General features: G+C 40.9%; 37 protein-coding genes. 34 read left to right on the top strand and 3 right to left on the bottom strand.

The features are described from left to right. The first annotated feature begins 386 nt into the window (after positions 1-386). From SSIN_RS08210 to SSIN_RS08200, 3 genes are all read left to right on the top strand, one after another. Complete coding sequence (locus tag SSIN_RS08210) at positions 387-4,310, top strand: Cna B-type domain-containing protein (RefSeq protein ID WP_037617798.1); 3,924 nt, start codon at positions 387-389, stop codon at positions 4,308-4,310. Positions 4,311-4,321: 11 nt separating this feature from the next. Further along, entirely contained in the window at positions 4,322-5,845 is a 1,524-nt protein-coding gene (locus SSIN_RS08205) for a SpaH/EbpB family LPXTG-anchored major pilin (protein WP_037617796.1), read from the top strand. A 102-nt stretch (positions 5,846-5,947) separates the two neighbouring features. After that, a complete protein-coding gene (locus tag SSIN_RS08200; RefSeq protein WP_037617793.1) occupies positions 5,948-6,883 on the top strand; it encodes a Cna B-type domain-containing protein in 936 nt (311 codons plus the stop codon). A 4-nt stretch (positions 6,884-6,887) separates the two neighbouring features. Here the strand turns inward: SSIN_RS08200 and SSIN_RS08195 are convergent, their stop codons facing one another. Genes SSIN_RS08195 through SSIN_RS08185 form a run of 3 tightly spaced genes read right to left on the bottom strand, consistent with a single transcriptional unit; the run spans position 6,888 to position 9,414 of the window. After that, positions 6,888-7,733, bottom strand: a complete 846-nt coding sequence (locus tag SSIN_RS08195) for a class C sortase (protein ID WP_037617791.1) — start codon at positions 7,731-7,733, stop codon at positions 6,888-6,890. Then, on the bottom strand, positions 7,730-8,584 hold the full coding sequence (locus SSIN_RS08190) for a class C sortase (protein WP_037617789.1): 855 nt from the start codon (positions 8,582-8,584) through the stop codon (positions 7,730-7,732). Before SSIN_RS08190 ends, SSIN_RS08195 begins: the two co-directional genes overlap by 4 nt. 11 nt (positions 8,585-8,595) lie before the next feature. Continuing rightward, positions 8,596-9,414 carry a class C sortase gene (locus SSIN_RS08185; protein ID WP_037617787.1) on the bottom strand — a complete coding sequence of 273 codons (819 nt, stop codon included), beginning with the start codon at positions 9,412-9,414 and terminating at the stop codon, positions 8,596-8,598. A 188-nt stretch (positions 9,415-9,602) separates the two neighbouring features. Between SSIN_RS08185 and SSIN_RS08180 the strand changes: the two genes are divergently transcribed. The 31 genes from SSIN_RS08180 to rplQ all read left to right on the top strand — a co-directional run bounded on the left by SSIN_RS08180 (position 9,603) and on the right by rplQ (position 25,376). After that, on the top strand, positions 9,603-10,040 hold the full coding sequence (locus tag SSIN_RS08180; protein WP_037617785.1) for a CoA-binding protein: 438 nt from the start codon (positions 9,603-9,605) through the stop codon (positions 10,038-10,040). After that, positions 10,040-10,549 (top strand): kinase, encoded by a 510-nt coding sequence (locus SSIN_RS08175; RefSeq protein ID WP_037617783.1) that lies wholly within the window; start codon positions 10,040-10,042, stop codon positions 10,547-10,549. Before SSIN_RS08180 ends, SSIN_RS08175 begins: the two co-directional genes overlap by 1 nt. Positions 10,550-10,734: 185 nt before the next feature. Next, positions 10,735-11,043: a 30S ribosomal protein S10 gene (rpsJ, locus tag SSIN_RS08170; protein WP_005591304.1), complete on the top strand. Its 309-nt coding sequence runs from the start codon at positions 10,735-10,737 to the stop codon at positions 11,041-11,043. 81 nt (positions 11,044-11,124) lie between these two features. Then, on the top strand, positions 11,125-11,751 hold the full coding sequence (rplC, locus tag SSIN_RS08165) for a 50S ribosomal protein L3 (protein ID WP_037617781.1): 627 nt from the start codon (positions 11,125-11,127) through the stop codon (positions 11,749-11,751). Positions 11,752-11,775: 24 nt separating this feature from the next. Next, positions 11,776-12,399 (top strand): 50S ribosomal protein L4, encoded by a 624-nt coding sequence (gene rplD, locus SSIN_RS08160; RefSeq protein ID WP_037617779.1) that lies wholly within the window; start codon positions 11,776-11,778, stop codon positions 12,397-12,399. After that, positions 12,399-12,698: a 50S ribosomal protein L23 gene (locus SSIN_RS08155; RefSeq protein WP_037617777.1), complete on the top strand. Its 300-nt coding sequence runs from the start codon at positions 12,399-12,401 to the stop codon at positions 12,696-12,698. The genes rplD and SSIN_RS08155 overlap by 1 nt, the downstream gene beginning before the upstream one ends. Positions 12,699-12,715: 17 nt before the next feature. Beyond that, entirely contained in the window at positions 12,716-13,549 is an 834-nt protein-coding gene (gene rplB / locus SSIN_RS08150; RefSeq protein ID WP_037617775.1) for a 50S ribosomal protein L2, read from the top strand. Positions 13,550-13,635: 86 nt separating this feature from the next. Beyond that, on the top strand, positions 13,636-13,917 hold the full coding sequence (rpsS, locus tag SSIN_RS08145; protein WP_000533766.1) for a 30S ribosomal protein S19: 282 nt from the start codon (positions 13,636-13,638) through the stop codon (positions 13,915-13,917). Positions 13,918-13,928: 11 nt separating this feature from the next. Continuing rightward, positions 13,929-14,273, top strand: a complete 345-nt coding sequence (gene rplV / locus SSIN_RS08140; RefSeq protein WP_009443859.1) for a 50S ribosomal protein L22 — start codon at positions 13,929-13,931, stop codon at positions 14,271-14,273. Positions 14,274-14,285: 12 nt separating this feature from the next. Then, entirely contained in the window at positions 14,286-14,939 is a 654-nt protein-coding gene (rpsC, locus tag SSIN_RS08135) for a 30S ribosomal protein S3 (RefSeq protein WP_037617773.1), read from the top strand. 3 nt (positions 14,940-14,942) lie between these two features. Continuing rightward, the gene (rplP, locus tag SSIN_RS08130; protein WP_005591298.1) at positions 14,943-15,356 is read left to right on the top strand and encodes a 50S ribosomal protein L16; all 414 of its coding nucleotides are present in this window, start codon (positions 14,943-14,945) and stop codon (positions 15,354-15,356) included. A gap of 9 nt (positions 15,357-15,365) precedes the next feature. Continuing rightward, entirely contained in the window at positions 15,366-15,572 is a 207-nt protein-coding gene (gene rpmC / locus SSIN_RS08125) for a 50S ribosomal protein L29 (protein ID WP_005591297.1), read from the top strand. A 26-nt stretch (positions 15,573-15,598) separates the two neighbouring features. Then, a complete protein-coding gene (rpsQ, locus tag SSIN_RS08120) occupies positions 15,599-15,859 on the top strand; it encodes a 30S ribosomal protein S17 (protein WP_037617770.1) in 261 nt (86 codons plus the stop codon). Between the two features lie 25 nt (positions 15,860-15,884). Continuing rightward, the gene (gene rplN, locus SSIN_RS08115) at positions 15,885-16,253 is read left to right on the top strand and encodes a 50S ribosomal protein L14 (protein WP_037617768.1); all 369 of its coding nucleotides are present in this window, start codon (positions 15,885-15,887) and stop codon (positions 16,251-16,253) included. A 79-nt stretch (positions 16,254-16,332) separates the two neighbouring features. Further along, positions 16,333-16,638: a 50S ribosomal protein L24 gene (rplX, locus tag SSIN_RS08110; RefSeq protein WP_015604250.1), complete on the top strand. Its 306-nt coding sequence runs from the start codon at positions 16,333-16,335 to the stop codon at positions 16,636-16,638. Positions 16,639-16,661: 23 nt separating this feature from the next. Further along, positions 16,662-17,204: a 50S ribosomal protein L5 gene (rplE, locus tag SSIN_RS08105; RefSeq protein WP_037617766.1), complete on the top strand. Its 543-nt coding sequence runs from the start codon at positions 16,662-16,664 to the stop codon at positions 17,202-17,204. 17 nt (positions 17,205-17,221) lie between these two features. Then, a complete protein-coding gene (locus SSIN_RS08100; RefSeq protein ID WP_001085697.1) occupies positions 17,222-17,407 on the top strand; it encodes a type Z 30S ribosomal protein S14 in 186 nt (61 codons plus the stop codon). 283 nt (positions 17,408-17,690) lie between these two features. After that, positions 17,691-18,089, top strand: a complete 399-nt coding sequence (gene rpsH / locus SSIN_RS08095; RefSeq protein ID WP_002899666.1) for a 30S ribosomal protein S8 — start codon at positions 17,691-17,693, stop codon at positions 18,087-18,089. A 303-nt stretch (positions 18,090-18,392) separates the two neighbouring features. Next, complete coding sequence (rplF, locus tag SSIN_RS08090; RefSeq protein ID WP_037617761.1) at positions 18,393-18,929, top strand: 50S ribosomal protein L6; 537 nt, start codon at positions 18,393-18,395, stop codon at positions 18,927-18,929. 85 nt (positions 18,930-19,014) lie between these two features. Then, positions 19,015-19,371, top strand: a complete 357-nt coding sequence (gene rplR, locus SSIN_RS08085; RefSeq protein ID WP_005592009.1) for a 50S ribosomal protein L18 — start codon at positions 19,015-19,017, stop codon at positions 19,369-19,371. Between the two features lie 18 nt (positions 19,372-19,389). Beyond that, positions 19,390-19,884 (top strand): 30S ribosomal protein S5, encoded by a 495-nt coding sequence (gene rpsE, locus SSIN_RS08080; RefSeq protein ID WP_037617759.1) that lies wholly within the window; start codon positions 19,390-19,392, stop codon positions 19,882-19,884. A gap of 13 nt (positions 19,885-19,897) precedes the next feature. Beyond that, positions 19,898-20,080 (top strand): 50S ribosomal protein L30, encoded by a 183-nt coding sequence (gene rpmD / locus SSIN_RS08075; RefSeq protein WP_002894509.1) that lies wholly within the window; start codon positions 19,898-19,900, stop codon positions 20,078-20,080. A gap of 155 nt (positions 20,081-20,235) precedes the next feature. Continuing rightward, positions 20,236-20,676, top strand: coding sequence for a 50S ribosomal protein L15 (rplO, locus tag SSIN_RS08070; protein WP_037617756.1), 441 nt, complete (start codon positions 20,236-20,238; stop codon positions 20,674-20,676). Between the two features lie 12 nt (positions 20,677-20,688). Next, on the top strand, positions 20,689-21,999 hold the full coding sequence (gene secY / locus SSIN_RS08065; protein WP_037617754.1) for a preprotein translocase subunit SecY: 1,311 nt from the start codon (positions 20,689-20,691) through the stop codon (positions 21,997-21,999). 95 nt (positions 22,000-22,094) lie between these two features. After that, entirely contained in the window at positions 22,095-22,733 is a 639-nt protein-coding gene (locus tag SSIN_RS08060) for an adenylate kinase (RefSeq protein WP_037617752.1), read from the top strand. 115 nt (positions 22,734-22,848) lie between these two features. Beyond that, positions 22,849-23,067: a translation initiation factor IF-1 gene (infA, locus tag SSIN_RS08055; RefSeq protein ID WP_001029883.1), complete on the top strand. Its 219-nt coding sequence runs from the start codon at positions 22,849-22,851 to the stop codon at positions 23,065-23,067. Between the two features lie 24 nt (positions 23,068-23,091). Further along, positions 23,092-23,208, top strand: a complete 117-nt coding sequence (rpmJ, locus tag SSIN_RS10365) for a 50S ribosomal protein L36 (RefSeq protein ID WP_001808836.1) — start codon at positions 23,092-23,094, stop codon at positions 23,206-23,208. A gap of 17 nt (positions 23,209-23,225) precedes the next feature. After that, complete coding sequence (gene rpsM / locus SSIN_RS08050) at positions 23,226-23,591, top strand: 30S ribosomal protein S13 (RefSeq protein ID WP_005591288.1); 366 nt, start codon at positions 23,226-23,228, stop codon at positions 23,589-23,591. A 19-nt stretch (positions 23,592-23,610) separates the two neighbouring features. Further along, entirely contained in the window at positions 23,611-23,994 is a 384-nt protein-coding gene (rpsK, locus tag SSIN_RS08045; RefSeq protein ID WP_001118386.1) for a 30S ribosomal protein S11, read from the top strand. 45 nt (positions 23,995-24,039) lie between these two features. Further along, a complete protein-coding gene (locus SSIN_RS08040; RefSeq protein WP_037617749.1) occupies positions 24,040-24,978 on the top strand; it encodes a DNA-directed RNA polymerase subunit alpha in 939 nt (312 codons plus the stop codon). 11 nt (positions 24,979-24,989) lie between these two features. Continuing rightward, positions 24,990-25,376: a 50S ribosomal protein L17 gene (gene rplQ / locus SSIN_RS08035; RefSeq protein ID WP_005591286.1), complete on the top strand. Its 387-nt coding sequence runs from the start codon at positions 24,990-24,992 to the stop codon at positions 25,374-25,376. The last annotated feature ends 232 nt before the right edge of the window (positions 25,377-25,608 follow it).

Genomic DNA, 25,608 nt, shown 5'->3' with positions numbered 1-25,608 from the left:
GGTACTCAGGTCTCACATCTATTGTAACGCTACAACCACATACATTTAACTTTTTTGACTTGCTTGTCTTAATTAAATAAACGTGCTACAATATAGTCAGAGTTATATTTATCAAGCTTTCACACTTGTATAAGTATGTAACACAACCAATGATTGAAAGTGTTCAGTGCGTAAGAAAGCGTTAACTTGTTTTAGTTGACTAACAGCATGAGGGGCTCTCGTTTGTTGGGATTTTCTTTTGGACTTCGTTAAATCAGGGTCCTAGAGGGAATAGCATGACTTCCATACATAAATAAATTTCATAAAGAGCTGTTTTATGAAATGTTTTAATATATATATATTAAATTTCGTCCGGAATGTGAAATAAACTTAGAAAAGGAGAGGCAATGAAGAAAAAAGGCAGTATATTTTTAGTTCTGATTCTGCTTATGAACACAATTTTACAAGGAGTGAGTGGTGCTTCTCTTGCCTTCGCACAAGAACAGACCAGCCCGTCTTCTGCTCTAGTAAGTAATCCTGCTGAAACTGCCAAAAAAGAAGACTCGGGAAGTTCTAGTAGTGAAACTCAGAAAAGCACTGTCAACGAGAGTCAGGAAACCCCTAGTAGTTCTAGTCAAGAAAGTAGCAGCTCAACGAGTCAAACAACTTCAGCTACGGCTACATCAGAAGATGATGACGATGCATTACCACCGGGACCTCCTCCTACGCCAACGGCAACAGTTCCAACTGTCACGATAAAGCCAAATGCAAAGACGGCTTATCGTACAGATGAACAGATTACCACTTATGTGGATATTGATGGAACTAGTTTAACCTCAGACATAGAAGGACCTTATCTAGATATTGAAATGCCAACTACTCTGTATCCGGGTGGTAAGGTGCTGAACACAGATGCTTATCTAGATAACTTTACAGTTCCGACCGAAGGTATCCCTCTAATCAAAAGTGCAGAAAAAATAGTGGAAAATGGGAAGACAATTTATCGTATCCGTTTCAATTCCATTACATCAACAACAAAGATTAGCATCCCTTATATTTTTAGCTTTACAGATGGATTAGTTCCGAAAGACTATAAGTTACAACCAAAGGTTACTCTTAAGGATAAGAATGGTGGAGTTCTATACACAGGAAATGATCAGGAGTATACTCCAACTTATCCAAATATGAACCTAACAAAGGTAGTTGCTACTAGTAGCGAAGATGGTCAGCTTCTCTACGGAGGGACAGCTAAGACAGGAGATTCAACTAGGATTTCTGAAACCGGTGCAGAGCCTATACCGTTCAGTTTCACCTATCAAGTGCAGGCAAATTCAGGTCAGCAGCGAATGATGAAAAAAGTCGTCATCAAGGATAAGCTGCCGACTTATATGAATAGCCAAGGTCAGTTAGTTACTGCCAAGTTTGACCAAGCCCTTAATCCTGACTGGACCTACGATAGTAGCACTGGAACGGCAACCTACACAAAGGAATTCTTAGAAAGTGATTTTGATGGGGACTTTCGTCATAATATTGATGTCGGAAAGGCTACTCTGTACCTATCCTTCCCAGATGCTCAATACAAAAATGGTGGGACTAAACCTAATTTTAAGAATGAGGCAGACATTACAGCTACTCCTTTCAATCCGTCGGCAAATGAAGAGTATAAAACTAGTGACGACATAACTTTTAACCTCATTGCAGATGATTTTAGTGGTACAGGGATTCTTGCCAAGAGGACAGAGCATCAGACGGTGCAACATGATAGAGCTGGACTTTATGCACAGCGACTAGACTATACAGTCAAGGTAGAAAACAAGCTATCAAAACCGATGCAAGAGATCACTCTGGTTGAAGATGCCAGCAAGTTTGACTCAAGACTGTATTTCACTAGTGTTGATTCTTTCTTTGAAAGAAAAGGGATAAATGCTAAACCTCTCAATGATAAGATGGAAATCCGCGCCTATAAGAGCGATGGGACTTATGATACTTTTTCTCCAGGACAGCAGATCAATAAGGAGGCACAAGACGAACTAAATGCTGCGGCTGAAAAGATCCGAAACGGAGAATTAACAGAAGCGGACGCACCGGTTGTCACTCCAAAATACACTAAAATAACCATCCACTTCAAAGATTACGCTTTACCAGTTGGGACGATTATTGATGGTTTTGTCCATATGGCTTTCAAAGATCCATATCATGTTCCTTATTCTGCTGCAAAGGATATAAAAAATGTGGTCGGTCTTGAAGCTAAAGTGAAAAACTCTCAAAATCAAGATGTTCCAATTAATACATCCGCTGAATGGAGCAAACAGTTTGTACCATTTGTAGAAAAGATTGGTCTATCAAAGAATACGGATGGACAAACTTCTGGCGTTGAAGGAGAATCACTTTTCTTCTTCTTAAGGTTAGAACTTGAACAACTTTCCAAAGCCCGCTACCTAAAGAATCCAACGCTTGTTGATCTTCTTCCTAAGGGGGTTAGTATTGCACCAGGTGTAGACAAAACAAACGCGGAAGATATGCTCGAAGCAATCGGGATAGCAAATCTGGACATGATTGATAAATTTTCAGTCATTGAAAACTACAATGGTAGTGGTCGGACAGCAATCAAAATCAAATTAAAATCAGGTCTGGTAAAAGACTTAAATAACGGGACAGGTTATGCTTTCAAACTAAAGGGATTAAAAATCAATAGTGACATTATCCCAAGTAAAGCAGAGACCCCAACTTTCAATAACACGAATGAACTTTATTTCTACCAAGACAATGGTCAACCGTTCCCAGACGCCATTCATTCCGATTCAAATCAGATTGTGGATGACGAAAGAGATATCAATATGAACGGCGACACTACGGACAAGGTCGTAAAGGCTACTTCAAAGGTTATAGGGAATGTAACAGACAGTCTGCAGAGTGTTAAAACGATCCGTAGCACTGAGCCATTGGTGGAAGGTGGGCCTCAATATTATGGTCGAGACTTCAGTAAAGACGGTATTGAAACAGAGTACGGTGGGTTAACTCCCACTTCGGGACATTTCCAATATGACCTGCAAGTGCGAAATTACTACGATAGTGATCTGACAAGAGTAGAAATCTACGATGTTCTTCCTCATGTTGGAGACAGCGATCGGACGACTGCGGGTGGTGCCGAATCTGCCTTTTCAAACACCTTGACAGGCCCAATCACTGTGAAAGTCGGTGATGAAGATAAGACAGCGGATTTTGATATTTACTATCGAACGGATAAATATCCATCCATGAATGCTGCCACAGAGGTAGATAGTTCAAATTGGGAAACAACTCCAAGCGACTATAAAGATGTAACAGCAATCAAGATTGTTTCTAAAACGGGAACGGTCATTCATAAGTACACCATTTTGCATGCAATCCTGGATATGAAAGCTCCGGCTTATGACAAGGATAATAATATTGGTGGCAAGACGGCTGTTAATACTTTCCAAGTAAAATACAATACCGAACCAAAATTTGGTGAAACCAATGTAGTTACCAACAAAGTCAACAAGCGAATTACCATTCCGGTTGAGAAGAAGTGGCGTGACTCTGAAACAACACATTCTAAAATAACGGCACAGCTTTACGCTACTTGGAAGGAAGACGGTGTTGCAAAAGAAGAGCTTAAGGAAGAAAAAGAGCTCTCTGACAGCAATAACTGGAAAGACACCTTTAGTCCGATACCAGATGAGGAATCTGCTGCGAAACTATTACAAAAAGCCGCAGCGGAGAAGAAAATCACCGACTTTAAGTACGTGGTCAGAGAAAAGGAGATTCCACCTGAATACGATGCCGATTATAGCGGTGACGCTCAAAATGGATTTGTCATCACCAACACGAGGTATCCGTCTATTAAGATCCAGAAACTCTGGTATGACAAGGACGGCAATCAGATTACAAATGACCAGCTACCGAAGAAACTAGAGGTTAAGTTGTACCGGACAACGGACGGACAAACTCAAAATGGAGAGCTTGTTGAGACGATTCAGTTAGAGCGGACTGCAACTGCTCCATATCTCTGGGAATCTACAAAACACTACCCACCTAAGGACAAAACCACCGGTAAGTACTACACCTACTACATTGAAGAGGTTGTTCCAAAGTATTATTTGGAAATCAGTAAGGCGTCTGAAAAGAAAGTAACCTTTACGGATGCAAATGTCGGAGAAACAGCAACCTTGACGGTGAAGAACAAGGTGAACCCGACTTATCCAAATACGGGTGGCTCAGGTATCCTACCATATATTTTGATGGGAACTTTAACATTAACATTGGCAGTAATTTTACATTATATGCAAAAAAATAGAAAGGCTTTTTAGGAGGCAACACAATGAAAAACGTAAAACTATATTTCCTCTCGTTTTTAGCAGCTCTTAGTATCGTGCTTTTAGCATTTGGAGCAGATAAAACTTTTGCGACTACGGAAGCTACATATGACATCGTCTTGACTAAGGTTAAAATGGCGAACTTAACTGATTGGCCAAAACAAACTGGTGCAGATGGTACAGAATATACAGGGCAACAGTTAAACATCCAAAATTATTTTGGTGCAGGTTCAGAGACACTACCAGGCGTTTGGTTTGAAGTTCACAAATATGATGACAGCAAGGCGGACAAAGTCGGTGAACTTGTAGCAGGACAAGAAGGACAAACTGATGCAAATGGTCAAATTACCTTTAAGGATTTACCAGCTGGCAAGTATATGATTGTTGAAAACAAAGAAAAATCAGAATTGTCATCGCAAGAACAACTTGCAGAATCTGCTGCGGTTCCAATGGAAATTGAGTTACCAGTCTTTAAGGCTACAGGTGGATGGTACACAACTGGTACTGACGCTGTCCATGTATATCCCAAGAATACTGTTGACAAACCGAGCATAGATAAAGTTGTAAACGATAACGACAAGCACGACACTGCAAATATTGGTGTAAAGAAGACCTTTAAAGTAACTTCTAAAATGCCTAAGGGAATTGAAGATTATAAAGTCTTGACCTTTACCGATAAGATGTCAGCAGGTTTGACTTATAAAGGCAATCTTGTTGTTAAAAAAGGAAATGATGTAGTTCCTACAACTGACTATGAAACAACTGGAACTTCTCCGGTTGATACAAAGGCTGGTACAATAAGTGTTGCTTTTAAAGAAACATTTATTAAGTCTTTGAAAGCTAATGATGTTATCACTATTACCTATGATACTGTTATCAACGAAGATGCAGTTATGGGTCAAGCTAATAAGAATGATGTTAAAGTTGATTATGGTACAAACCCTAACTTTAAGAAAGAAGAAAAACCAACTGATATCCCTGAACTCCACACGGGTGGTGCTAAGTTTATTAAAAACGATAAAAATAGTACCCCTCTTGCAGGAGCTATCTTTGAGTTGCAAGATTCATCTGGTCAACAAATCAAATGGACAGAAGACTTAATTAAAGCAAATAAAGATGCCATTGCCGCTGGTAAATTCTCTACTAGTGATACAACGGTTACAGCGACTAGCTCTACAGTGCAACCAACAGCAGGTCAACCAATCTACTTGCTATCAGCAACTGATGGAACATTTGAAATCAAAGGTCTTGCCTATGGTACTGCTGGGAAAGCACACGATGACACTTCTGCTACGACAGAATACCAAATCAAAGAAACCAAAGCACCAGATGGTTATGCTTTGTTACAACAAGTAATTGGGTTTATCGTTTCACATGATAGCTATTCAAATGCTAACAAAATTGTTGAAGTTGTCAACAACAAGGTAACAATCCCACAAACGGGTGGTATTGGTTCAGCGCTCGTGATTGCAGCCGGTGTCTTGGTTGTCGGTTTAGGTTTCATTGCGAAACGTCGTTCAGCTAAGTAATAAAATGAAGAAGTAAGGACAATCCTTACCTCTTCACTAGGGTATTTAAAACAGTTAAATATCCTAGTGAAGAGTACAAGTACTATGTTATAGGAGGATACTATGACAAGAAAAAGAATATTGAGCAGTCTGCTATCCATACTTACGGCCATTGTTATTTTGGTAACTTTGCGGCCATTTACAACCGTCTCATCTCAAGAAAATCAAGCGTCGTCAGATGCAACCTACGATATTATTTTAACCTTGGTTAAGTTAAAAGATTTGAATGGTTGGCCTAAAGGTGGAGGAAAAGATAGTTATTCTGGGCAGCCTTTAGATATTGAGAATTATTTTGGCAGTGAAGCCTCAACCATTGATGGCGTTGCCTTTGACATCCATAAGGATAAGGCAGACGGAGAGCTTGTTCAAACAAAGATAACTGAAAATGGCGGTCGGCTCACCTTTAGTGGTTTGAAAGCTGGAAAATACTATATCGTCGTTAATAAAGAAAAATCAAAGTTAGCAGGAAATCAGACGTTGGGTGATGCGACACCAGTTCCATTAGAAGTGGAATTGCCTGTGACAAAACCCGACGGTAGCTATTTCACGGTAGGAAATGACGCCGTTCATGTCTATCCCAAGCAGGTTTTAAAACAGAGAGAAGACAAGACCAGTTTTAAAGTTCGGAAAGAATGGAAAGGTAAAAAGTTAAACAGTATCACTGTTCGTCTCAAACAAAATGGGCAAGTCATTGATGAAATTGAGCTGAGTGACAGCAATAACTGGGAACATACCTTTATGAATTTAGAAAAAACAGATGCGGCAGGGAAAGATTACACCTACACAGCTGAAGAAGATGTTCCTAATGGCTATACAGCGACTTATAAAAACATGACAGACAAAACTGGCACTGTGATTACCAATACACTGGTGCCACCGACTACGCCAAGAACACCAATCATCAAAACGGGGACCTTAGCCATTTATTGGTTTTTAGGAATTGCCGTCGTTTTAATCGGACTAGGATATAAGCTTTATAAAAGCGAGAAAAAACACTGATTTATCAGTGTTTTTTTATGATATTCCATAGTCGCTTGGTGAAAAAGAGAAAAATCGCTGTTCCAACAATCACAATCAAATAAGGGGCAAGCCTTTGTAATTTGAAACCAAGTTTGATATGTTGGTTGCTAACAAAGGAAATCAAGGGATTAGCAGATACGTTTTGCTTTTTTTCACTATCTGAAACAACTCTTTTTGCATTGACAAGGAGCCGTTTGTCATAGCTTGGTTCGTTCACACAGGTCATGAGCGTGACCATATCCTCGTTTTCAATCGGTTTGAGTTTTTCGCTTTCGTATTCATCGATGACCTCGCTATCGGTCACTTCGTATTCTAGATTTTTCCCAAGAATGTCGAAATAAATTCTATCTCCCTTTTTGAGGAAGGGGAGGAAGTAGAAAGACATGCCATTATAATTAATTCTATGTCCTGCAATAATCGGTCGCTGTCCTTTTATACCCAAGGGGGCAGATGTTCCGACGAGGGTCGCTACTCCCTTTAGGAGTTTATCATAGTCGGCGTCAAGATAGAGGTCGAAATGTTGTCCTAAAGCAGGAATGCTCATGCGTCCCGCAACTTGATTGGTATCTAGCAGATCTGAGTAGGGCGTTTTTTGCATGGGATCAGTATCTTTTTTTGTTAGGAAAATATCTTGGATAGCTCCGGTGACGGTGGTTTGTTCCACAGCTGCTCGTTGTTTTTGGAATGTTTTTTCGCTAGTCTGCTGATAGGTGCGCTGAGCATTGGATTGCCAAATGTCTTCTTTAATCATGGATAAAAAAGGAAAGAGGAAGAGCGCAATTCCAATTAACAGGAGACTCAGCCCAAGTAATTGTTTTTTCTTTTTCATGAAAGTGATGTTTCTTTTCCTTTCTTTCTTAACATTTTAAAGAGTAGATAGCCTAAGAGTAGGAGGATGAGTCCGGCAGCAAGAAGGATAAAGCATTTATATTGGGCAAAAAAGTCGATCTTTGTTTTTTTCTTCTTTTCAGCTTCGCGGAAAGGAATGCGCTTGCCTTGAACGAGTAGGCGATGAGAATTAATCATATAAGGCGTGCAAGTCAAAAGAGTGGCACGATCCTCGCCTTCTTTAACCAGTATTGGTTTGAAATCAGTGGGCTCAACAGTTAAAATCTTATCTACCTGATAAGCCAAGGTTTCCTTGATATTGGTGATGTAAAAGACATCTCCGACCTTTACCTTATCCAAGTCGGTGAAAAGTCTGGCTGTGGGAAGTCCTCTGTGGGCGGTGATGACCGTATGGGTGCTAACTCCACCGACGGGTAGGCTGGTTCCTTCTAAGTGTCCTGCCCCGTTTTGCAAGACATTCTCAGATGACCCTGCCCGAATGGGAATTTTTTGATTGATAGAAGGAATCGTGACATAGCCAATTTTTTCTTGCAGTTGCAACATGCGAGCATATTCGGCTACGCCTTCCTCTTTTTTTCTACTTGAGAAAGGGTCTCCTATTTTTTCTGGGGACAAGGTGCTGTTATAGGCTTTGGCGAGTTCAATACGATTTTCAACATCTTGGTCAGCTAATTTACCTTTCTCGTCATCAAATTGCTTTGTCTCTTGCATAGTCACATATTGGTAATAAATCTGACTGACAAAGGGATAACAGATCATCAAACAACCCAGAATGGTAAGTATTTTATAGGTTAGTTGTAGCCATTTTTTGTTTTTCTTTTTTTTTGTCATGATAGATCTTTCTATGCTTTTTTCGATTTCCACTTATTCCAAGCCAAAATAATGAAAATGAGAAATAGAATTGCGAAAACGACTAGATAAAGCGGTGGAATAGAAATATGACTAATCGGATTTTTTACTTTTTCTTCACTTGGTTTGTAAGGGATCCGGTGGCCCCGCACAAGTAAACGGTGCGAATTGATCATATAAGGAGTACAAGTCAGCAAAGTCACGTAGTCTTTGTCAGGTACAATATTTAGAGAGTCAAACTGGGTCGGCTCGATCACCGTTATGGAATCAACCTCGTAGGCAAGTGTTTCAGCGATATTTTGAATGAAAAATTTATCGCCCACCTTCATTTTATCCAAGTCGGTAAAAAGGCGATTGTTGGGCAAACCCGTGTGGGCAGTTAGAACAGTGTGAGTGTTCTGACCGCCAATCGGCAAACTGGTTCCTTCAAGGTGTCCCACCCCTTTTTGTAAAACTTCTTCGCTTGAACCGGCATAAATTGGCAGGTCAACATCAATTTTAGGAATGGAGATTCTACCTATTTTTTCATGAACAGTCAGCATTCGAGCATATTCTGCCTGCCCCTTAGCGTTTTCTTCTTTGGTATAGGGATCTGTTATTGCCAAATTTTGCAAAGAGCGGTTGTAAGCAGTAGCTAGTTTTATTCGTTCCGCCACGTCTTCAGAAGTTAATTTTTGTGCAGATGAGTCAAAGTCCTTAACCTCTTGTTTGGTTTGGTAATTGTAATAAATTTGGCTAATAACAGGGTAGCTGATAATGAGGATACCGGCTATAATCGTTAAGTTTGTTAATAAATTAAAAAATTTTTTCATCATATTCCTTTGTTGTTAGCAATTATTTTTGTCGCTGGTAAGACTATTATATTTTTATCTATCTAATCATTATATCATAATTGGCAGCTATATTTGCTGATTCGTTCCTAAAAAAATCCTAGCCCCAATTTCTGCCTCCTTTTTCAAAAAATGCTATACTGGTCATAAGGAAATAAGTGAGGTATTTTATGTACGAATTTCAAAATCCTAGTGATTACATGATTCAGACCTATTTGGAGACGAGCAAAGTGATTGCAGTTGTCGGACTTTCTGACCGCGAGGAAACGACTAGCAATCGTATTTCAAAGATCATGCAGGGACTGGGTTATCAGATCATTCCGGTCAATCCTAAGTTAGCGGGTCAAAAGATTTTGGGCGAGACGGCTTATGCGCGTTTGCAGGATATTCCTATTTCCGTGGATATTGTCAATGTCTTTCGGCGAAGCGAATTTTTGCCGGATGTGGCGCGTGATTTTATTGAGACGGATGCCAATATTTTTTGGGCGCAGCTGGGACTTCAAAGTCAAGAAGCGGAAGAAATTTTGCGGGCGGCAGGTCGCAATCATATCGTCATGAACCGTTGTATCAAGCGCGAGTACAATCGTTTGGTGAAGGAGATTGACTAATGGCGCAACTAGTCATCATTCGGGGTAATTCCGGCTCTGGGAAAACCAGCCTAGCTAAAAAATTACAAAATCATTTTGGTCGTGGGACGCTTGTGATTTCACAAGACCTTGTCCGGCGTGAGATGCTCAAGGAAAAGGTGGAACCAGATAACTTATCTATTTTTCTAACAGAAACGATTGCTCATTATGGTCATGAGCATGATTTGCTGGTAATTGTTGAAGGTTTTTATGAAACGGATATTTATGGTGACATGCTGGAGCGCTTGCGGCAGCTTTTTGATAACAAGGTTTTCGCTTATTACTACGATTTGACTTTTAAAGAAACAGTTCGTCGACATGCGACACGTTCAAAAGTAGCTGAATTTAGTCCTGCTGATATGAAGTGTTGGTGGCTTGACAAAGACGTTCTCGGTTGGCAAGAGGAAATCCTTTTTACAGGTGATGTGACTGAGAACTATTTTGTCTCAGACTCTTTTTCTTTAAATTACCAATTTTTTAAGAAAAATTAAAAAATCTTCCCAAATCCCTTGCAATGTTGCCGCGCGTGTGGTATCATACTATGGTGCTGTGTAAAACAGTCTTTAGCTTTGATGCAAGAGGTTGCGACACGCTCGGTTGCATTGCCACGCAACCACCTGTCGGTTTTCTTGTGGAGCTAGCCTATTATCTTAAATAGACGAAAAGGAGAAAAAAGATGGCAAACAAAAAAATCCGCATCCGTTTGAAAGCTTACGAACATCGTACACTTGATACAGCGGCTGCAAAAATCGTAGAAACTGCCGCACGTACAGGTGCTGAAGTTGCGGGCCCAATCCCACTTCCAACTGAGCGTAGCCTCTACACAATCATTCGTGCGACTCACAAATACAAAGATTCTCGCGAACAATTTGAAATGCGTACTCACAAACGCTTGATCGACATCATCAACCCAACTCAAAAAACAGTTGACGCTTTGATGAAATTGGATCTTCCAAGTGGTGTGAACGTAGAAATCAAACTTTAATCCAAAGCTTGATATCTTGAGCATGAAAAACGCTCGTTAAAAACTTTTTAAACAAAATTTTAGAAAAGGAAACATTTTCTCATGACAAAAGGAATCTTAGGGAAAAAAGTGGGAATGACTCAAATCTTCACTGAAGCTGGCGAATTAATCCCTGTAACTGTTGTTGAAGCAACTCCAAACGTGGTTCTTCAAGTTAAAACAGTTGAAACAGACGGTTACAACGCAGTTCAAGTTGGTTTCGATGACCTTCGTGATGTATTGAGCAACAAACCTGCCAAAGGCCATGTAGCGAAAGCTAACACAGCTCCTAAGCGCTTCATTCGTGAATTCAAAAACATTGAAGGCTTGGAAGTTGGAGCAGAAATCACTGTCGATACATTCGAAGCTGGTGATGTTGTTGATGTAACAGGAACTTCAAAAGGTAAAGGTTTCCAAGGTGTTATCAAGCGCCACGGCCAATCTCGCGGCCCAATGGCTCACGGTTCACGCTACCACCGTCGTCCTGGTTCAATGGGACCAGTTGCGCCAAACCGCGTTTTCAAAAACAAACGCTTGGCTGGACGTATGGGTGGCAACCGCGTAACGATTCAAAACCTTGAAATCGTACAGGTTGTTCCAGAGAAGAACGTTATCCTGATTAAAGGTAACGTACCAGGTGCTAAGAAATCTCTTATCACTATCAAGTCAGCAGTTAAAGCTGGTAAATAATAAAGAAAGGGGAAATCAGTCACAATGGCAAACGTAAAATTATTTGACCAAACTGGTAAAGAAGCTGGTGAAGTAGTTCTTAATGACGCAATCTTTGGTATTGAGCCAAACGAAGCTGTTGTCTTTGACGTTATCGTCAGCCAACGTGCTAGTCTTCGTCAAGGAACTCACGCTGTTAAAAATCGTTCTGCAGTATCAGGCGGCGGACGCAAACCATGGCGTCAAAAAGGAACTGGACGTGCGCGTCAAGGTTCTATCCGCTCTCCACAATGGCGTGGTGGTGGTATCGTCTTCGGTCCAACTCCTCGTTCATATGCTTACAAACTTCCACGTAAAGTTCGTAGATTGGCACTTAAATCAGTTTACTCTGAAAAAGTTGCTGAAAACAAATTCGTAGCTGTAGACAGCCTTTCATTTACAGCTCCAAAAACTGCTGAGTTTGCAAAAGTGCTTGCAGCATTGAGCATCGGCACAAAAGTACTTGTTGTTCTTGAAGAAGGAAATGAATTTGCTGCACTTTCAGCACGCAACCTTCCAAACGTTAAAGTTACAACAGCAACATCTGCAAGTGTTCTTGACATCGCAAACAGCGACAAACTTCTTGTTACTCAAGCAGCTATCTCTAAAATCGAGGAGGTTCTTGCATAATGAATTTGTATGACGTTATCAAAAAACCTGTGATCACTGAAAGCTCAATGGCTCAGCTTGAAGCAGGCAAATACGTATTTGAAGTAGACACTCGCGCTCACAAACTTTTGATCAAGCAAGCTGTTGAAGCTGCTTTTGAAGGAGTTAAAGTTGCTAATGTCAACACTATCAACGTAAAACCTAAAGCTAAACGCGTTGGACGTTACACTGGTTTTACTAACAAAACTAAAAAAGCTATCATCACTCTGACAGCAGATTCAAAAGCAATCGAGTTGTTCGGAGCTGTTGAAGCAGAATAATCTAAGGAGGAAATATCGTGGGAATTCGTGTTTATAAACCAACAACAAACGGTCGCCGTAATATGACTTCTTTGGATTTCGCTGAAATCACTACTAGCACTCCAGAAAAATCTTTGCTCGTTTCACTTAAGAACAAAGCTGGTCGTAACAACAACGGACGCATCACTGTTCGTCACCAAGGTGGCGGCCACAAACGTCACTACCGTTTGATTGACTTCAAACGTAACAAAGATGCTGTTGAAGCAGTAGTTAAAACTATCGAGTACGATCCAAACCGTTCAGCAAACATCGCTTTGGTACACTACACTGACGGTGTGAAAGCATACATCATCGCTCCTAAAGGTCTTGAAGTAGGTCAACGCATCGTTTCAGGTCCTGAAGCAGATATCAAGATCGGTAACGCACTTCCGCTTGCTAACATCCCAGTTGGTACTTTGGTTCACAACATTGAGTTGAAACCAGGTCGTGGTGGTGAGTTGGTCCGTGCTGCTGGAGCTTCTGCTCAAGTATTGGGTCAAGAAGGTAAATACACTCTTGTTCGTCTTCAATCAGGCGAAGTTCGTATGATTCTTGGCACTTGCCGCGCTACAGTTGGTGTTGTCGGAAATGAACAACATGGCTTGGTGAATCTTGGTAAAGCAGGACGTAGCCGTTGGAAAGGTATCCGTCCAACAGTTCGCGGTTCTGTAATGAACCCTAACGATCACCCACACGGTGGTGGTGAAGGTAAAGCACCAGTTGGTCGTAAAGCACCATCTACTCCATGGGGCAAACCTGCTCTTGGTCTTAAAACTCGTAACAAGAAAGCGAAATCTGACAAACTTATCGTTCGTCGTCGCAACGAGAAATAATCTAAAACAATCTATCCGCCAGCTCGGTAGCGCTGCTTAGCAGCGCAGGCCGCTGTGGTACTTATTTTAAAGGAGAAAACATAAAAATGGGACGCAGTCTTAAAAAAGGACCTTTCGTCGATGAGCATTTGATGAAAAAAGTTGAAGCTCAAGCTAACGACGAAAAGAAAAAAGTTATCAAAACTTGGTCACGTCGTTCAACGATTTTCCCAAGTTTCATCGGTTACACAATCGCAGTCTATGACGGACGTAAACACGTACCTGTTTACATCCAAGAAGACATGGTAGGTCACAAGCTTGGTGAATTTGCACCAACTCGTACTTACAAAGGTCACGCTGCAGACGACAAGAAAACACGTAGAAAATAAGGAGAACATAAATGGCAGAAATTACTTCAGCTAAAGCAATGGCTCGTACAGTGCGTGTTTCACCTCGTAAAACTCGTCTAGTTCTTGACAACATCCGTGGTAAAAACGTCGCTGACGCAATCGCAATCTTGAAATTCACTCCAAACAAAGCTGCTGGCATTATCGAAAAAGTATTGAATTCTGCAATCGCTAATGCTGAAAATAACTTTGGTTTGGAAAAAGCTAACTTGGTAGTATCTGAAGCTTTCGCAAACGAAGGACCAACTATGAAACGTTTCCGTCCACGTGCAAAAGGTTCAGCTTCACCAATCAACAAACGCACTAGCCACATTACAGTGGTTGTTGCAGAAAAATAAGGAGGTAAAATCGTGGGTCAAAAAGTACATCCAATTGGTATGCGTGTCGGCATCATCCGTGATTGGGATGCCAAATGGTATGCTGAAAAAGAATACGCGGATTACCTTCATGAAGATCTTGCAATCCGTAAATTCGTTCAAAAAGAATTGGCTGACGCAGCTGTTTCAACTATCGAAATCGAACGCGCAGTAAACAAAGTTAACGTTTCACTTCACACTGCTAAACCAGGTATGGTTATCGGTAAAGGTGGAGCAAACGTTGATGCACTTCGTGTGAAACTTAACAAATTGACTGGTAAACAAGTCCACATCAACATTATCGAGATCAAATCACCAGATTTGGATGCTCACCTTGTTGGTGAAGGAATTGCTCGTCAATTGGAGCAACGTGTTGCTTTCCGTCGTGCTCAAAAACAAGCAATCCAACGTGCAATGCGTGCAGGAGCTAAAGGAATCAAAACTCAAGTATCAGGTCGTTTGAACGGTGCAGATATCGCTCGTAGCGAAGGATACTCTGAAGGAACTGTTCCACTTCACACCCTTCGTGCGGATATCGATTACGCTTGGGAAGAAGCTGATACTACTTACGGTAAACTTGGTGTTAAAGTATGGATCTACCGTGGAGAAGTTCTTCCAGCTCGTAAAAACACTAAAGGAGGTAAATAACCAATGTTAGTACCTAAACGTGTTAAACACCGTCGCGAATTCCGCGGAAAAATGCGTGGTGAAGCTAAAGGTGGTAAAGAAGTAACATTTGGAGAATATGGTCTCCAAGCAACTACTAGCCACTGGATCACTAACCGTCAAATCGAAGCTGCCCGTATCGCTATGACTCGTTACATGAAACGTGGTGGTAAAGTTTGGATCAAAATCTTCCCACACAAATCATACACTGCAAAAGCAATCGGTGTACGGATGGGATCTGGTAAAGGGGCTCCAGAAGGTTGGGTAGCACCAGTTAAACGTGGCAAAGTGATGTTTGAAATCGCTGGCGTATCAGAAGAAATCGCTCGTGAAGCTCTTCGTCTTGCAAGCCACAAATTACCAGTTAAATGTAAATTCGTAAAGCGTGAAGCAGAATAAGGAGAAGGCATGAAACTTAAAGAAATTCAAGATTTTGTTAAAGAACTTCGTGGTCTTTCTCAAGAAGAACTCGCGAAGCGTGAAAATGAATTGAAGAAAGAATTGTTTGACCTTCGTTTTCAAGCCGCTACTGGTCAGTTGGAGCAGACAGCGCGTTTGAAAGAAGTGAAAAAACAAATCGCACGTATCAAAACTGTTCAATCAGAAGTTAAATAATAGACTTGGGAAAGGAGAAATTCTAAATGGAACGTAATCAACGTAAAACTCTTGTCGGACGCGTCGTTTCTGACAAGATGGATAAGACAATCACAGTTGTAGTTGAAACAAAACGTAACCACCCAGTCTATGGTAAGCGTATTAACTACTCTAAGAAGTACAAAGCACATGATGAAAACAATGTTGCCAAAGAAGGCGATATCGTACGTATCATGGAAACTCGTCCGCTTTCATCTACAAAACGTTTCCGTCTTGTAGAAGTTGTTGAAGAAGCGGTTATCATCTAATCAAGCCTGAAAGGAGAAAACTGAAATGATTCAAACAGAAACTCGTTTGAAAGTCGCAGACAACAGCGGTGCACGCGAAATCTTGACTATCAAAGTTCTTGGTGGTTCTAAACGTAAATTTGCGAACATCGGTGATGTTATTGTGGCATCTGTAAAACAAGCTACTCCTGGTGGTGCAGTTAAAAAAGGTGACGTTGTAAAAGCGGTTATCGTTCGTACTAAATCAGGTGCTCGTCGTAAAGATGGTTCATACATCAAATTCGACGAAAACGCTGCAGTCATCATCCGTGAAGACAAAACTCCTCGCGGAACTCGTATCTTCGGCCCAGTTGCTCGTGAATTGCGTGACGGCGGCTTCATGAAGATCGTATCTTTGGCTCCAGAAGTACTTTAATCAAAAAAATCAAACAAGTCCCCTGGAAGATTTCCAGGGTGCCCTCATGGGCGTAAGAAATTAAAGGAGAAACCTAAGAATGTTTGTAAAAAAAGGCGACAAAGTTCGCGTAATTGCTGGTAAGGACAAGGGTGTTGAAGCACTTGTTGTTGCAGCTCTTCCAAAAGTAAACAAAGTTGTTGTTGAAGGTGTTAACCTTGTTAAGAAGCACCAAAAACCAAATAGCGAAAACCCTCAAGGTGCTATCGTTGAAAAAGAAGCACCAATCCATGTGTCAAACGTTCAAGTTCTTGACAAGAATGGTGTTGCAGGACGCGTTGGTTACAAATTTGTAGATGGCAAAAAAGTTCGCTACAATAAAAAATCAGGCGAAGTGCTTGACTAATCACGAAGGAAAGGAGAAGTATAATGGCAAATCGTTTAAAAGAAAAATATCTTAAAGAAGTAGTTCCTGCTCTGACTGAAAAGTTCAACTACTCATCTGTTATGGCTGTGCCAAAAGTGGATAAAATCGTTTTGAACATGGGTGTCGGTGACGCTGTATCAAACGCTAAAAACCTTGAAAAAGCTGCTGAAGAGCTTGCTCTTATCTCAGGTCAAAAACCACTGATCACTAAAGCTAAAAAATCAATCGCCGGCTTCCGTCTTCGTGAAGGTGTAGCGATTGGTGCGAAAGTAACCCTTCGTGGCGAACGTATGTATGAATTCTTGGATAAATTGGTTACTGTATCACTTCCACGTGTGCGTGACTTCCACGGTGTTCCAACAAAATCATTTGATGGACGCGGAAATTACACACTTGGTGTGAAAGAACAGTTGATCTTCCCAGAAATCAACTTTGATGACGTTGATAAGACTCGTGGTCTTGATATCGTTATCGTAACAACTGCTAACACTGACGAAGAGTCACGCGAATTGCTTAAAGGCCTTGGAATGCCTTTTGCAAAATAATATAGGAGGTAAAACAAATGGCTAAAAAATCAATGATTGCTAAGAACAAACGCCCAGCGAAGTTCTCTACGCAAGCTTACACTCGTTGCGAAAAATGTGGCCGTCCACATTCAGTATACCGCAAATTTAAATTGTGCCGTGTTTGCTTCCGTGAATTAGCATACAAAGGACAAATTCCTGGCGTTACCAAAGCATCTTGGTAATTTAAGATATCAAGGGCGTCAAAATTCCAAGTGAAAATAGGAAAATTGTTAAAGACTCCATGAGTTAAAACGATTGTATCTTTTTCAAACAGAGTTTAGCCCGAGTTCAGTTGGGTTTGCCAATTTGAACACGAGCTACAGCTTTGGCAAAAAAGACCAATTTGCTTTGGAGCATCGCTCCTGCATCAAATTGCCTATTTTTGCTCGCGCTGTTACGCTCTTTGTATCATGTATTAACTAGCAAGTGCGACTTGCAAACTACTAGTAAGAGGAGAAATATAAAATGGTTATGACTGACCCAATTGCAGACTTTTTGACTCGTATCCGTAACGCTAACCAAGCGAACCACGAAGTACTTGAAGTGCCTGCATCAAATATCAAAAAAGGGATTGCTGAAATCCTGAAGCGTGAAGGTTTTGTGAAAAACGTTGAAATCATCGAAGATGACAAACAAGGCATCATCCGTGTATTCCTTAAATACGGACAAAATGGTGAAAAAGTTATCACTGGTTTGAAACGTGTTTCAAAACCAGGTCTGCGTGTTTACAAGAAACGCGAAGACCTTCCAAAAGTCTTGAACGGACTTGGAATTGCTATCCTTTCAACATCTGAAGGTTTGCTGACTGATAAAGAAGCACGCCAAAAGAATGTTGGTGGAGAAGTTATCGCTTACGTTTGGTAGTTTATGATGTGAGAGCGTTAAAAGAATGCAGTGAAAATAGGAAGTTTGTAGTAGGAGCGATGCTCCAAGACAAACTTATCTTTTTCACCAAATTCTTAGCTCGAACTCTAATTAAGATACAAAGCTCGTAAAGAACAAAGCAAAATTAGGAAGTTGGAGCAGTTTGTTTACAAACCAGCCAACTTATCTATTTTGCACAGTTCTTAGAGCGTGTTCAATTTAGCTATTGAACACAATAAGTATCTTTAACCCCCGTGAAAACTGGTCGCTTGCGGCCTGACAATCTAACAGGAGAAAATATACATGTCACGTATTGGTAATAAAGTTATCGTGTTGCCTGCTGGTGTTGAACTCACTAACAATGACAACGTTGTAACTCTAAAAGGACCTAAAGGAGAACTGACTCGTGAGTTCTCAAAAGATATTGAAATCCGTGTGGAAGGAACTGAAGTAACTCTTCACCGTCCAAACGATTCAAAAGAAATGAAAACAATCCACGGAACAACTCGTGCCCTTTTGAACAACATGGTTGTTGGTGTATCAGAAGGATTCAAGAAAGAACTTGAAATGCGTGGGGTTGGTTACCGTGCTCAACTTCAAGGCAAAAAGCTTGTGCTTTCAGTTGGTAAATCTCATCCAGACGAAGTAGAAGCTCCTGAAGGAATTACTTTTGAACTTCCAAACCCGACGACTATCGTTATCAGCGGAATTTCAAAAGAAGCGGTTGGTCAAACAGCTGCTTATGTACGTAGCCTTCGTGCACCAGAGCCATACAAAGGTAAAGGTATCCGTTACGTTGGTGAATTCGTTCGCCGTAAAGAAGGTAAAACTGGTAAATAATATTGATTGGCTGATTTTCTCAGCCGGCCAATATATTTTCCAATTTTGTGCTGAAGCACGTCAATAATAATAAGAGGTGAAAATTGTGATTACGAAACCAGATAAAAATAAAGTCCGCCAAAAACGCCACCGTCGCGTTCGCGGAAAACTCTCTGGAACTGCTGATCGCCCACGTTTGAACGTATTCCGTTCTAATACAGGCATCTACGCTCAAGTGATTGATGACGTAGCGGGTGTAACGCTCGCAAGCGCTTCAACTCTTGACAAAGAAGTTTCAAAAGGAACTAAAACTGAACAAGCCGTTGTTGTAGGTAAACTCGTTGCAGAACGTGCAGTTGCTAAAGGTATTTCTGAAGTGGTGTTTGACCGCGGTGGATATCTCTATCACGGACGTGTAAAAGCTTTGGCTGATGCAGCTCGTGAAAACGGATTGAAATTCTAATAGGGAGGACACTAGAAAATGGCATTTAAAGACAATGCAGTTGAACTTGAAGAACGCTTAGTTGCTGTCAACCGTGTTACTAAAGTTGTTAAAGGTGGACGTCGTCTTCGTTTTGCAGCTCTTGTAGTAGTTGGTGATCGCAACGGCCGTGTTGGTTTCGGTACTGGTAAAGCTCAAGAAGTACCAGAAGCTATCCGTAAAGCAGTTGAAGATGCGAAGAAAAACTTGATCGAAGTTCCAATGGTTGGTACAACTATTCCTCACGAAGTTCTTTCAGAATTTGGTGGAGCGAAAGTATTGCTTAAGCCAGCTGTTGAAGGTTCTGGAGTTGCTGCTGGTGGTGCTGTTCGTGCCGTCATCGAATTGGCAGGTGTGGCAGATATTACATCTAAATCACTTGGTTCAAACACTCCAGTCAACATCGTTCGCGCAACTGTTGAAGGTTTGAAACAACTTAAACGCGCTGAAGAAGTTGCTGCTCTTCGTGGTATTTCAGTTTCTGACTTGGCTTAAGAAAGGGGAACTCATGGCTCAAATTAAAATTACTTTGACTAAGTCTCCAATCGGACGCATTCCGTCACAACGTAAAACTGTTGTAGCACTTGGACTTGGCAAATTGAACAGCTCAGTTATCAAAGAAGATAACCCAGCAGTACGCGGTATGATTACTGCTGTATCTCACTTGGTAACTGTTGAAGAAGTTAAGTAGGCTGGTTAGCTGAATAACTTTTATTAAGATACATTAGGGGATTTGAGAACTTTCTCAGCCCCTAAAACTAAATATATGTATAGGCGAGTTTATATAGGAGACACCTTTTCTCCTATATGAGCGCTAGCATTTTACAAAAGAGGAGAAATAATATAATGAAACTTCATGAATTACAACCTGCTGCAGGTTCACGTAAAGTTCGCAACCGTGTAGGTCGCGGTACATCATCAGGTAACGGTAAAACATCTGGCCGCGGTCAAAAAGGTCAAAAAGCTCGTAGCGGTGGCGGTGTTCGTCTTGGTTTTGAAGGTGGACAAACTCCATTGTTCCGTCGTGTACCAAAACGTGGTTTCTTGAATGTAAACCGCAAGGAATATGCGATTGTTAACCTTGACCAATTAAATATTTTTGAAGATGGTGCAGAAGTAACTCCAGTGGTTCTCATCGAAGCAGGTATTGTAAAAGCTGAAAAATCTGGTGTTAAGATTCTTGGCAACGGAGAATTGACTAAGAAGTTGACTGTTAAAGCAGCTAAATTCTCTAAATCAGCTGAAGAAGCTATCACTGCTAAAGGTGGTTCAGTCGAAGTCATCTAAGAGAGGTGACCTATGTTTTTCAAGCTATTAAAAGACGCATTTAAAATAAAACAAGTACGGTCTAAGATTTTGTTCACCATTTTCATCATCTTAGTTTTCCGTATTGGTACAACCATAACCGTTCCAGGAATTAATGCTAAAGCTTTGAACAGTCTGAGCGATTTGCCTTTCTTAAATATGCTTAGCTTGGTTTCTGGGAATGCGATGAGAAATTTCTCTGTTTTCGCACTCGGTGTTAGTCCGTACATCACAGCTTCAATTGTGGTGCAACTCTTGCAAATGGACTTGCTTCCAAAATTTGTGGAGTGGGGCAAGCAAGGAGAAGTGGGACGGAGAAAGCTTAATCAGGCAACCCGCTATATCTCTTTAATCTTGGCTTTTGTTCAATCTATTGGGATAACCGCCGGATTTGCAACCCTATCACGGACCAAGTTGGTAGCAACACCAAACTGGCAAACCTATCTCTTAATTGGGGCACTGCTTACGACAGGTTCAATGATTGTGACCTGGCTTGGTGAGCAAATTACCGATAAGGGTTATGGGAACGGTGTATCCATGATTATCTTTGCAGGGATTGTGTCAGGAATTCCTGGAATGATTAAGGGAATCTATGAAGATTATTTTGTCAATGTTCCAAGTGAACGGCTGACTTCATCATCGATTTTTGTAGGGATTTTGATTGTTGCAGTTTTGATTATTATCTACTTTACAACATTTGTGCAGCAAGCTGAATACAAGATCCCGATTCAATATACAAAAATTGCAAAAGGGGCACCATCCAGTTCTTACTTACCATTGAAAGTCAATCCTGCTGGAGTGATTCCGGTTATCTTTGCAAGTTCGATTACAGCTGCTCCGGCAGCCATCTTCCAATTTGTAAGTGCCATGGGTTATGATGCTGGTTGGGTTCGGACAGCCCAGTCGCTTCTTGCGACTACTACCATCAGTGGTATGTTTATGTATGCTTTCTTAATTATTCTCTTTACGTTCTTTTATACATTTGTACAGATTAATCCTGAAAAGACAGCAGAGAATTTGCAAAAGAGCGGAGCCTACATCCCAGGTGTTCGGCCAGGTAAAGGGACTGAAGATTATATGTCTAAGCTGCTTCGCCGATTGGCAACAGTTGGCTCTCTCTTCCTAGGATTTGTAACGATTATTCCAATCCTAGCCAAAGACCTTTTCGGCCTGACCGATGCGGTTGCTCTTGGAGGAACTAGTCTTCTTATCATTATTTCAACTGGTATTGAAGGAATGAAACAGTTGGAAGGCTATCTTCTGAAGCGCAAGTATGTCGGATTTATGGATACTACAACAGAATAGAAATAGGTTGACCTAGTCAACCTTCTATTTTGTTTTTAAAAAAGTTTATTAAGTGCTTTAATAGATTGCTTTAAAAACAAAAAAGGAGACAGATCATGAATCTTTTGATTATGGGCTTGCCAGGGGCAGGCAAGGGAACTCAAGCAGCTAAGATCGTAGAACAATTCCATGTTGCGCATATTTCAACAGGGGATATGTTCCGTGCTGCTATGGCTAATGAGACAGAAATGGGTGTATTGGCGAAATCCTACATTTCTAAAGGCGAGTTGGTGCCAGATGAAGTGACAAACGGAATCGTGAAAGAGCGCTTGGCACAAGATGATATTAAAGAAACTGGTTTCTTGTTGGACGGTTATCCACGGACAATTGATCAAGCTCATGCTTTGGATCAAATCCTTGCTGAGCTCGGTATCCAGCTGGAAGGCGTGATCAATATCGAAGTGAATCCAGATAGCTTGCTAGAACGTTTGAGCGGTCGGATTATCCACCGCGAAACAGGCGAAACTTTCCATAAAGTATTCAATCCACCGGTGGATTACAAAGAAGAAGACTATTACCAACGTGAAGACGACAAACCTGAAACCGTGAAACGTCGTTTGGATGTCAACATTGCTCAAGGACAACCAATTATTGATCATTACCGCGCCCAAGGACTGGTCCACGATATTCAGGGGAATCAAGAGATTGAAGCTGTTTTCTCAGATATCGAAAAAGTCTTGTCAAATTTGAAATAAAGCGTTTTTCCTGCTTGCAATATTTGACAAGTAGTGATACAATGAGTTAGTCTGACTTATAATTGTTACCTCTGTGCTCAGAGGAATCTATCGAAATTTAGGGAGGTGCTTTTGCGTGGCAAAAGACGATGTGATTGAAGTTGAAGGCAAAGTAGTTGATACGATGCCGAACGCAATGTTTACGGTTGAACTTGAAAATGGACATCAGATTTTAGCAACAGTTTCTGGTAAAATTCGTAAAAACTATATTCGTATTTTAGCGGGAGATCGTGTTACTGTCGAGATGAGTCCTTATGATTTGACACGTGGACGGATCACTTACCGCTTTAAATAATCGAAAAACTTGGAGGGATAAGAAATGAAAGTAAGACCATCGGTCAAACCAATTTGCGAATACTGCAAAGTTATTCGTCGTAATGGTCGTGTTATGGTAATTTGCCCAGCAAATCCAAAACACAAACAACGTCAAGGATAAGATAGAAAGGAGAAAAAATGGCTCGTATTGCTGGAGTTGACATTCCAAATGACAAACGTGTAGTCGTTTCACTTACTTACGTGTACGGTATCGGACTTCCAACTTCTAAGAAAATTTTGGCTGCTGCTGGAATCTCAGAAGACATCCGTGTCAAAGATCTGACATCTGATCAGGAAGACGCAATCCGTCGTGAAGTGGATGCAATCAAGGTTGAAGGTGACCTTCGTCGTGAAGTAAACCTGAACATCAAGCGTTTGATGGAAATCGGTTCATACCGTGGTATCCGTCACCGTCGTGGACTTCCTGTCCGTGGACAAAACACTAAGAACAATGCTCGTACTCGTAAAGGGAAAGCCGTTGCGATTGCAGGTAAGAAAAAATAATATAAGGAGGTAAAAAGTCTTGGCTAAACCAACACGTAAACGTCGTGTGAAAAAGAATATCGAATCTGGTATTGCTCATATTCACGCTACATTTAATAACACTATTGTTATGATTACTGATGTGCATGGTAATGCAATTTCTTGGTCATCAGCTGGTGCTCTTGGTTTCAAAGGTTCTCGTAAATCTACACCATTTGCTGCCCAAATGGCTTCTGAAGCTGCTGCTAAATCTGCACAAGAACACGGTCTTAAATCAGTTGAAGTTACTGTTAAGGGTCCAGGTTCTGGTCGTGAGTCAGCTATTCGTGCTCTTGCTGCCGCTGGTCTTGAAGTAACAGCAATTCGTGATGTGACTCCTGTACCACACAATGGTGCTCGTCCTCCAAAACGTCGCCGTGTATAATCACAAACAATTACACTGCTTTTCGTTTAAGAGGGAGTATAATAAATGATTGAGTTTGAAAAACCAAATATAACAAAAATTGATGAAAATAAAAACTATGGCAAGTTTGTAGTAGAACCATTAGAACGCGGTTATGGTACAACACTTGGAAATTCTCTTCGTCGTGTACTTCTCGCCTCACTTCCAGGTGCAGCAGTGACTTCTATCAATATTGAAGGGGTATTGCACGAGTTTGATACGATTTCTGGGGTCCGTGAAGATGTGATGCAGATTATTCTGAACATCAAAGGGATTGCTGTAAAATCTTACGTCCAAGACGAAAAGATGATTGAGTTGGATGTTGAAGGACCTGCAGCAGTGACTGCTGGGGATATTTTGACAGACAGTGATATCGAAATTATAAACCCTGATCATTATCTCTTTACAATTAGTGAAGGTGCTAGCTTTAAAGCAAAAATGGCTGTAAATAGCGGTCGTGGTTATGTACCAGCTGACGAAAATAAAAAAGATGATGCTCCAGTGGGCACACTTGCGGTGGATTCTATCTACACGCCTGTGACAAAAGTTAATTACCAAGTTGAGCCAGCTCGTGTTGGTAGCAACGATGGTTTTGACAAACTAACCCTTGAAATTTTGACGAATGGAACCATTATTCCAGAGGATGCTTTGGGACTTTCAGCCCGTATCTTAACGGAACATTTGAATCTGTTCACTAACTTGACAGAAGTTGCTATTGCGACTGATGTCATGAAAGAAGCAGAAAAAACATCAGATGATCGTGTTTTGGAACGCACTATTGAGGAATTGGATCTATCAGTTCGCTCTTACAACTGTCTCAAACGTGCAGGTATCAATACCGTCTTTGATTTGACAGAAAAATCAGAGCCTGAAATGATGAAAGTTCGTAACTTGGGCCGCAAGAGTCTTGAAGAAGTTAAAGTTAAACTTGCCGACCTTGGTCTTGGGTTAAGAAATGATAAATAAAGGAGGAATACATGGCTTACCGTAAACTAGGACGCACTAGCTCACAACGTAAAGCAATGCTTCGCGATTTGACTACTGACTTGATTATCAATGAATCAATCGTAACAACTGAAGCTCGTGCTAAAGAAATCCGTAAAACAGTTGAAAAAATGATTACTCTTGGTAAACGTGGTGACTTGCATGCTCGTCGTCAAGCAGCAGCTTTTGTACGTAACGAAATTGCATCAGAAAACTATAATGAAGAGACTAACAAATACACTACAACTACAGCTCTTCAAAAATTATTCTCTGAATTGGCACCTCGCTATGCTGAGCGCAATGGTGGATACACTCGTATTCTTAAGACTGAACCACGCCGTGGGGATGCTGCGCCAATGGCAATTATTGAATTAGTATAATTTTTATCAATTTTGTTGAGTGTTATGATGGTGGAGTTCTTATGCTCTTAGTCTAGCTCTGGTCTACCGCTAGGAACTTTCCTAGCGGGAACACTCATCATCATGATGAAAGGGTAGACGCTTGTTTACGAAATTGCTTTTATTGAAAAAACAATTTCGTAAGCAGGCGTTTTTGGCTCTTTTCTACCATTTGTCAAGTCTGTCAAGGCTTTAAGTGAAAAATGAGATAAGA

The organism is Streptococcus sinensis (genome assembly GCF_000767835.1).
Taxonomy (GTDB): Bacteria; Bacillota; Bacilli; order Lactobacillales; family Streptococcaceae; genus Streptococcus; species Streptococcus sinensis.
Note: the sequence above shows the minus strand (reverse complement) of the source record. Positions and strands in the feature narration are given on the sequence as shown.

Excerpts from the sequence above, each read along its gene's own strand:
- rplN (WP_037617768.1), top strand. The coding sequence starts at position 15,885 with ATGATTCAAACAGAAACTCGTTTGAAAGTCGCAGACAACAGCGGTGCA.
- rplV (WP_009443859.1), top strand. The coding sequence starts at position 13,929 with ATGGCAGAAATTACTTCAGCTAAAGCAATGGCTCGTACAGTGCGTGTT.
- rpmJ (WP_001808836.1), top strand. The coding sequence starts at position 23,092 with ATGAAAGTAAGACCATCGGTCAAACCAATTTGCGAATACTGCAAAGTT.
- SSIN_RS08155 (WP_037617777.1), top strand. The coding sequence starts at position 12,399 with ATGAATTTGTATGACGTTATCAAAAAACCTGTGATCACTGAAAGCTCA.
- rpsS (WP_000533766.1), top strand. The coding sequence starts at position 13,636 with ATGGGACGCAGTCTTAAAAAAGGACCTTTCGTCGATGAGCATTTGATG.
- secY (WP_037617754.1), top strand. The coding sequence starts at position 20,689 with ATGTTTTTCAAGCTATTAAAAGACGCATTTAAAATAAAACAAGTACGG.
- SSIN_RS08185 (WP_037617787.1), bottom strand. The coding sequence starts at position 9,414 with ATGAAAAAATTTTTTAATTTATTAACAAACTTAACGATTATAGCCGGT.
- rpsM (WP_005591288.1), top strand. The coding sequence starts at position 23,226 with ATGGCTCGTATTGCTGGAGTTGACATTCCAAATGACAAACGTGTAGTC.
- rpsE (WP_037617759.1), top strand. The coding sequence starts at position 19,390 with ATGGCATTTAAAGACAATGCAGTTGAACTTGAAGAACGCTTAGTTGCT.
- SSIN_RS08040 (WP_037617749.1), top strand. The coding sequence starts at position 24,040 with ATGATTGAGTTTGAAAAACCAAATATAACAAAAATTGATGAAAATAAA.
- rpsQ (WP_037617770.1), top strand. The coding sequence starts at position 15,599 with ATGGAACGTAATCAACGTAAAACTCTTGTCGGACGCGTCGTTTCTGAC.
- rpsH (WP_002899666.1), top strand. The coding sequence starts at position 17,691 with ATGGTTATGACTGACCCAATTGCAGACTTTTTGACTCGTATCCGTAAC.
- SSIN_RS08200 (WP_037617793.1), top strand. The coding sequence starts at position 5,948 with ATGACAAGAAAAAGAATATTGAGCAGTCTGCTATCCATACTTACGGCC.
- SSIN_RS08205 (WP_037617796.1), top strand. The coding sequence starts at position 4,322 with ATGAAAAACGTAAAACTATATTTCCTCTCGTTTTTAGCAGCTCTTAGT.
- SSIN_RS08195 (WP_037617791.1), bottom strand. The coding sequence starts at position 7,733 with ATGAAAAAGAAAAAACAATTACTTGGGCTGAGTCTCCTGTTAATTGGA.
- rplC (WP_037617781.1), top strand. The coding sequence starts at position 11,125 with ATGACAAAAGGAATCTTAGGGAAAAAAGTGGGAATGACTCAAATCTTC.
- rpsJ (WP_005591304.1), top strand. The coding sequence starts at position 10,735 with ATGGCAAACAAAAAAATCCGCATCCGTTTGAAAGCTTACGAACATCGT.
- SSIN_RS08060 (WP_037617752.1), top strand. The coding sequence starts at position 22,095 with ATGAATCTTTTGATTATGGGCTTGCCAGGGGCAGGCAAGGGAACTCAA.
- rplD (WP_037617779.1), top strand. The coding sequence starts at position 11,776 with ATGGCAAACGTAAAATTATTTGACCAAACTGGTAAAGAAGCTGGTGAA.
- rplP (WP_005591298.1), top strand. The coding sequence starts at position 14,943 with ATGTTAGTACCTAAACGTGTTAAACACCGTCGCGAATTCCGCGGAAAA.
- rpmC (WP_005591297.1), top strand. The coding sequence starts at position 15,366 with ATGAAACTTAAAGAAATTCAAGATTTTGTTAAAGAACTTCGTGGTCTT.
- rplF (WP_037617761.1), top strand. The coding sequence starts at position 18,393 with ATGTCACGTATTGGTAATAAAGTTATCGTGTTGCCTGCTGGTGTTGAA.
- rpmD (WP_002894509.1), top strand. The coding sequence starts at position 19,898 with ATGGCTCAAATTAAAATTACTTTGACTAAGTCTCCAATCGGACGCATT.
- SSIN_RS08210 (WP_037617798.1), top strand. The coding sequence starts at position 387 with ATGAAGAAAAAAGGCAGTATATTTTTAGTTCTGATTCTGCTTATGAAC.
- rplQ (WP_005591286.1), top strand. The coding sequence starts at position 24,990 with ATGGCTTACCGTAAACTAGGACGCACTAGCTCACAACGTAAAGCAATG.
- rplO (WP_037617756.1), top strand. The coding sequence starts at position 20,236 with ATGAAACTTCATGAATTACAACCTGCTGCAGGTTCACGTAAAGTTCGC.
- SSIN_RS08180 (WP_037617785.1), top strand. The coding sequence starts at position 9,603 with ATGTACGAATTTCAAAATCCTAGTGATTACATGATTCAGACCTATTTG.
- SSIN_RS08100 (WP_001085697.1), top strand. The coding sequence starts at position 17,222 with ATGGCTAAAAAATCAATGATTGCTAAGAACAAACGCCCAGCGAAGTTC.
- rplE (WP_037617766.1), top strand. The coding sequence starts at position 16,662 with ATGGCAAATCGTTTAAAAGAAAAATATCTTAAAGAAGTAGTTCCTGCT.
- rplX (WP_015604250.1), top strand. The coding sequence starts at position 16,333 with ATGTTTGTAAAAAAAGGCGACAAAGTTCGCGTAATTGCTGGTAAGGAC.
- SSIN_RS08175 (WP_037617783.1), top strand. The coding sequence starts at position 10,040 with ATGGCGCAACTAGTCATCATTCGGGGTAATTCCGGCTCTGGGAAAACC.
- SSIN_RS08190 (WP_037617789.1), bottom strand. The coding sequence starts at position 8,584 with ATGACAAAAAAAAAGAAAAACAAAAAATGGCTACAACTAACCTATAAA.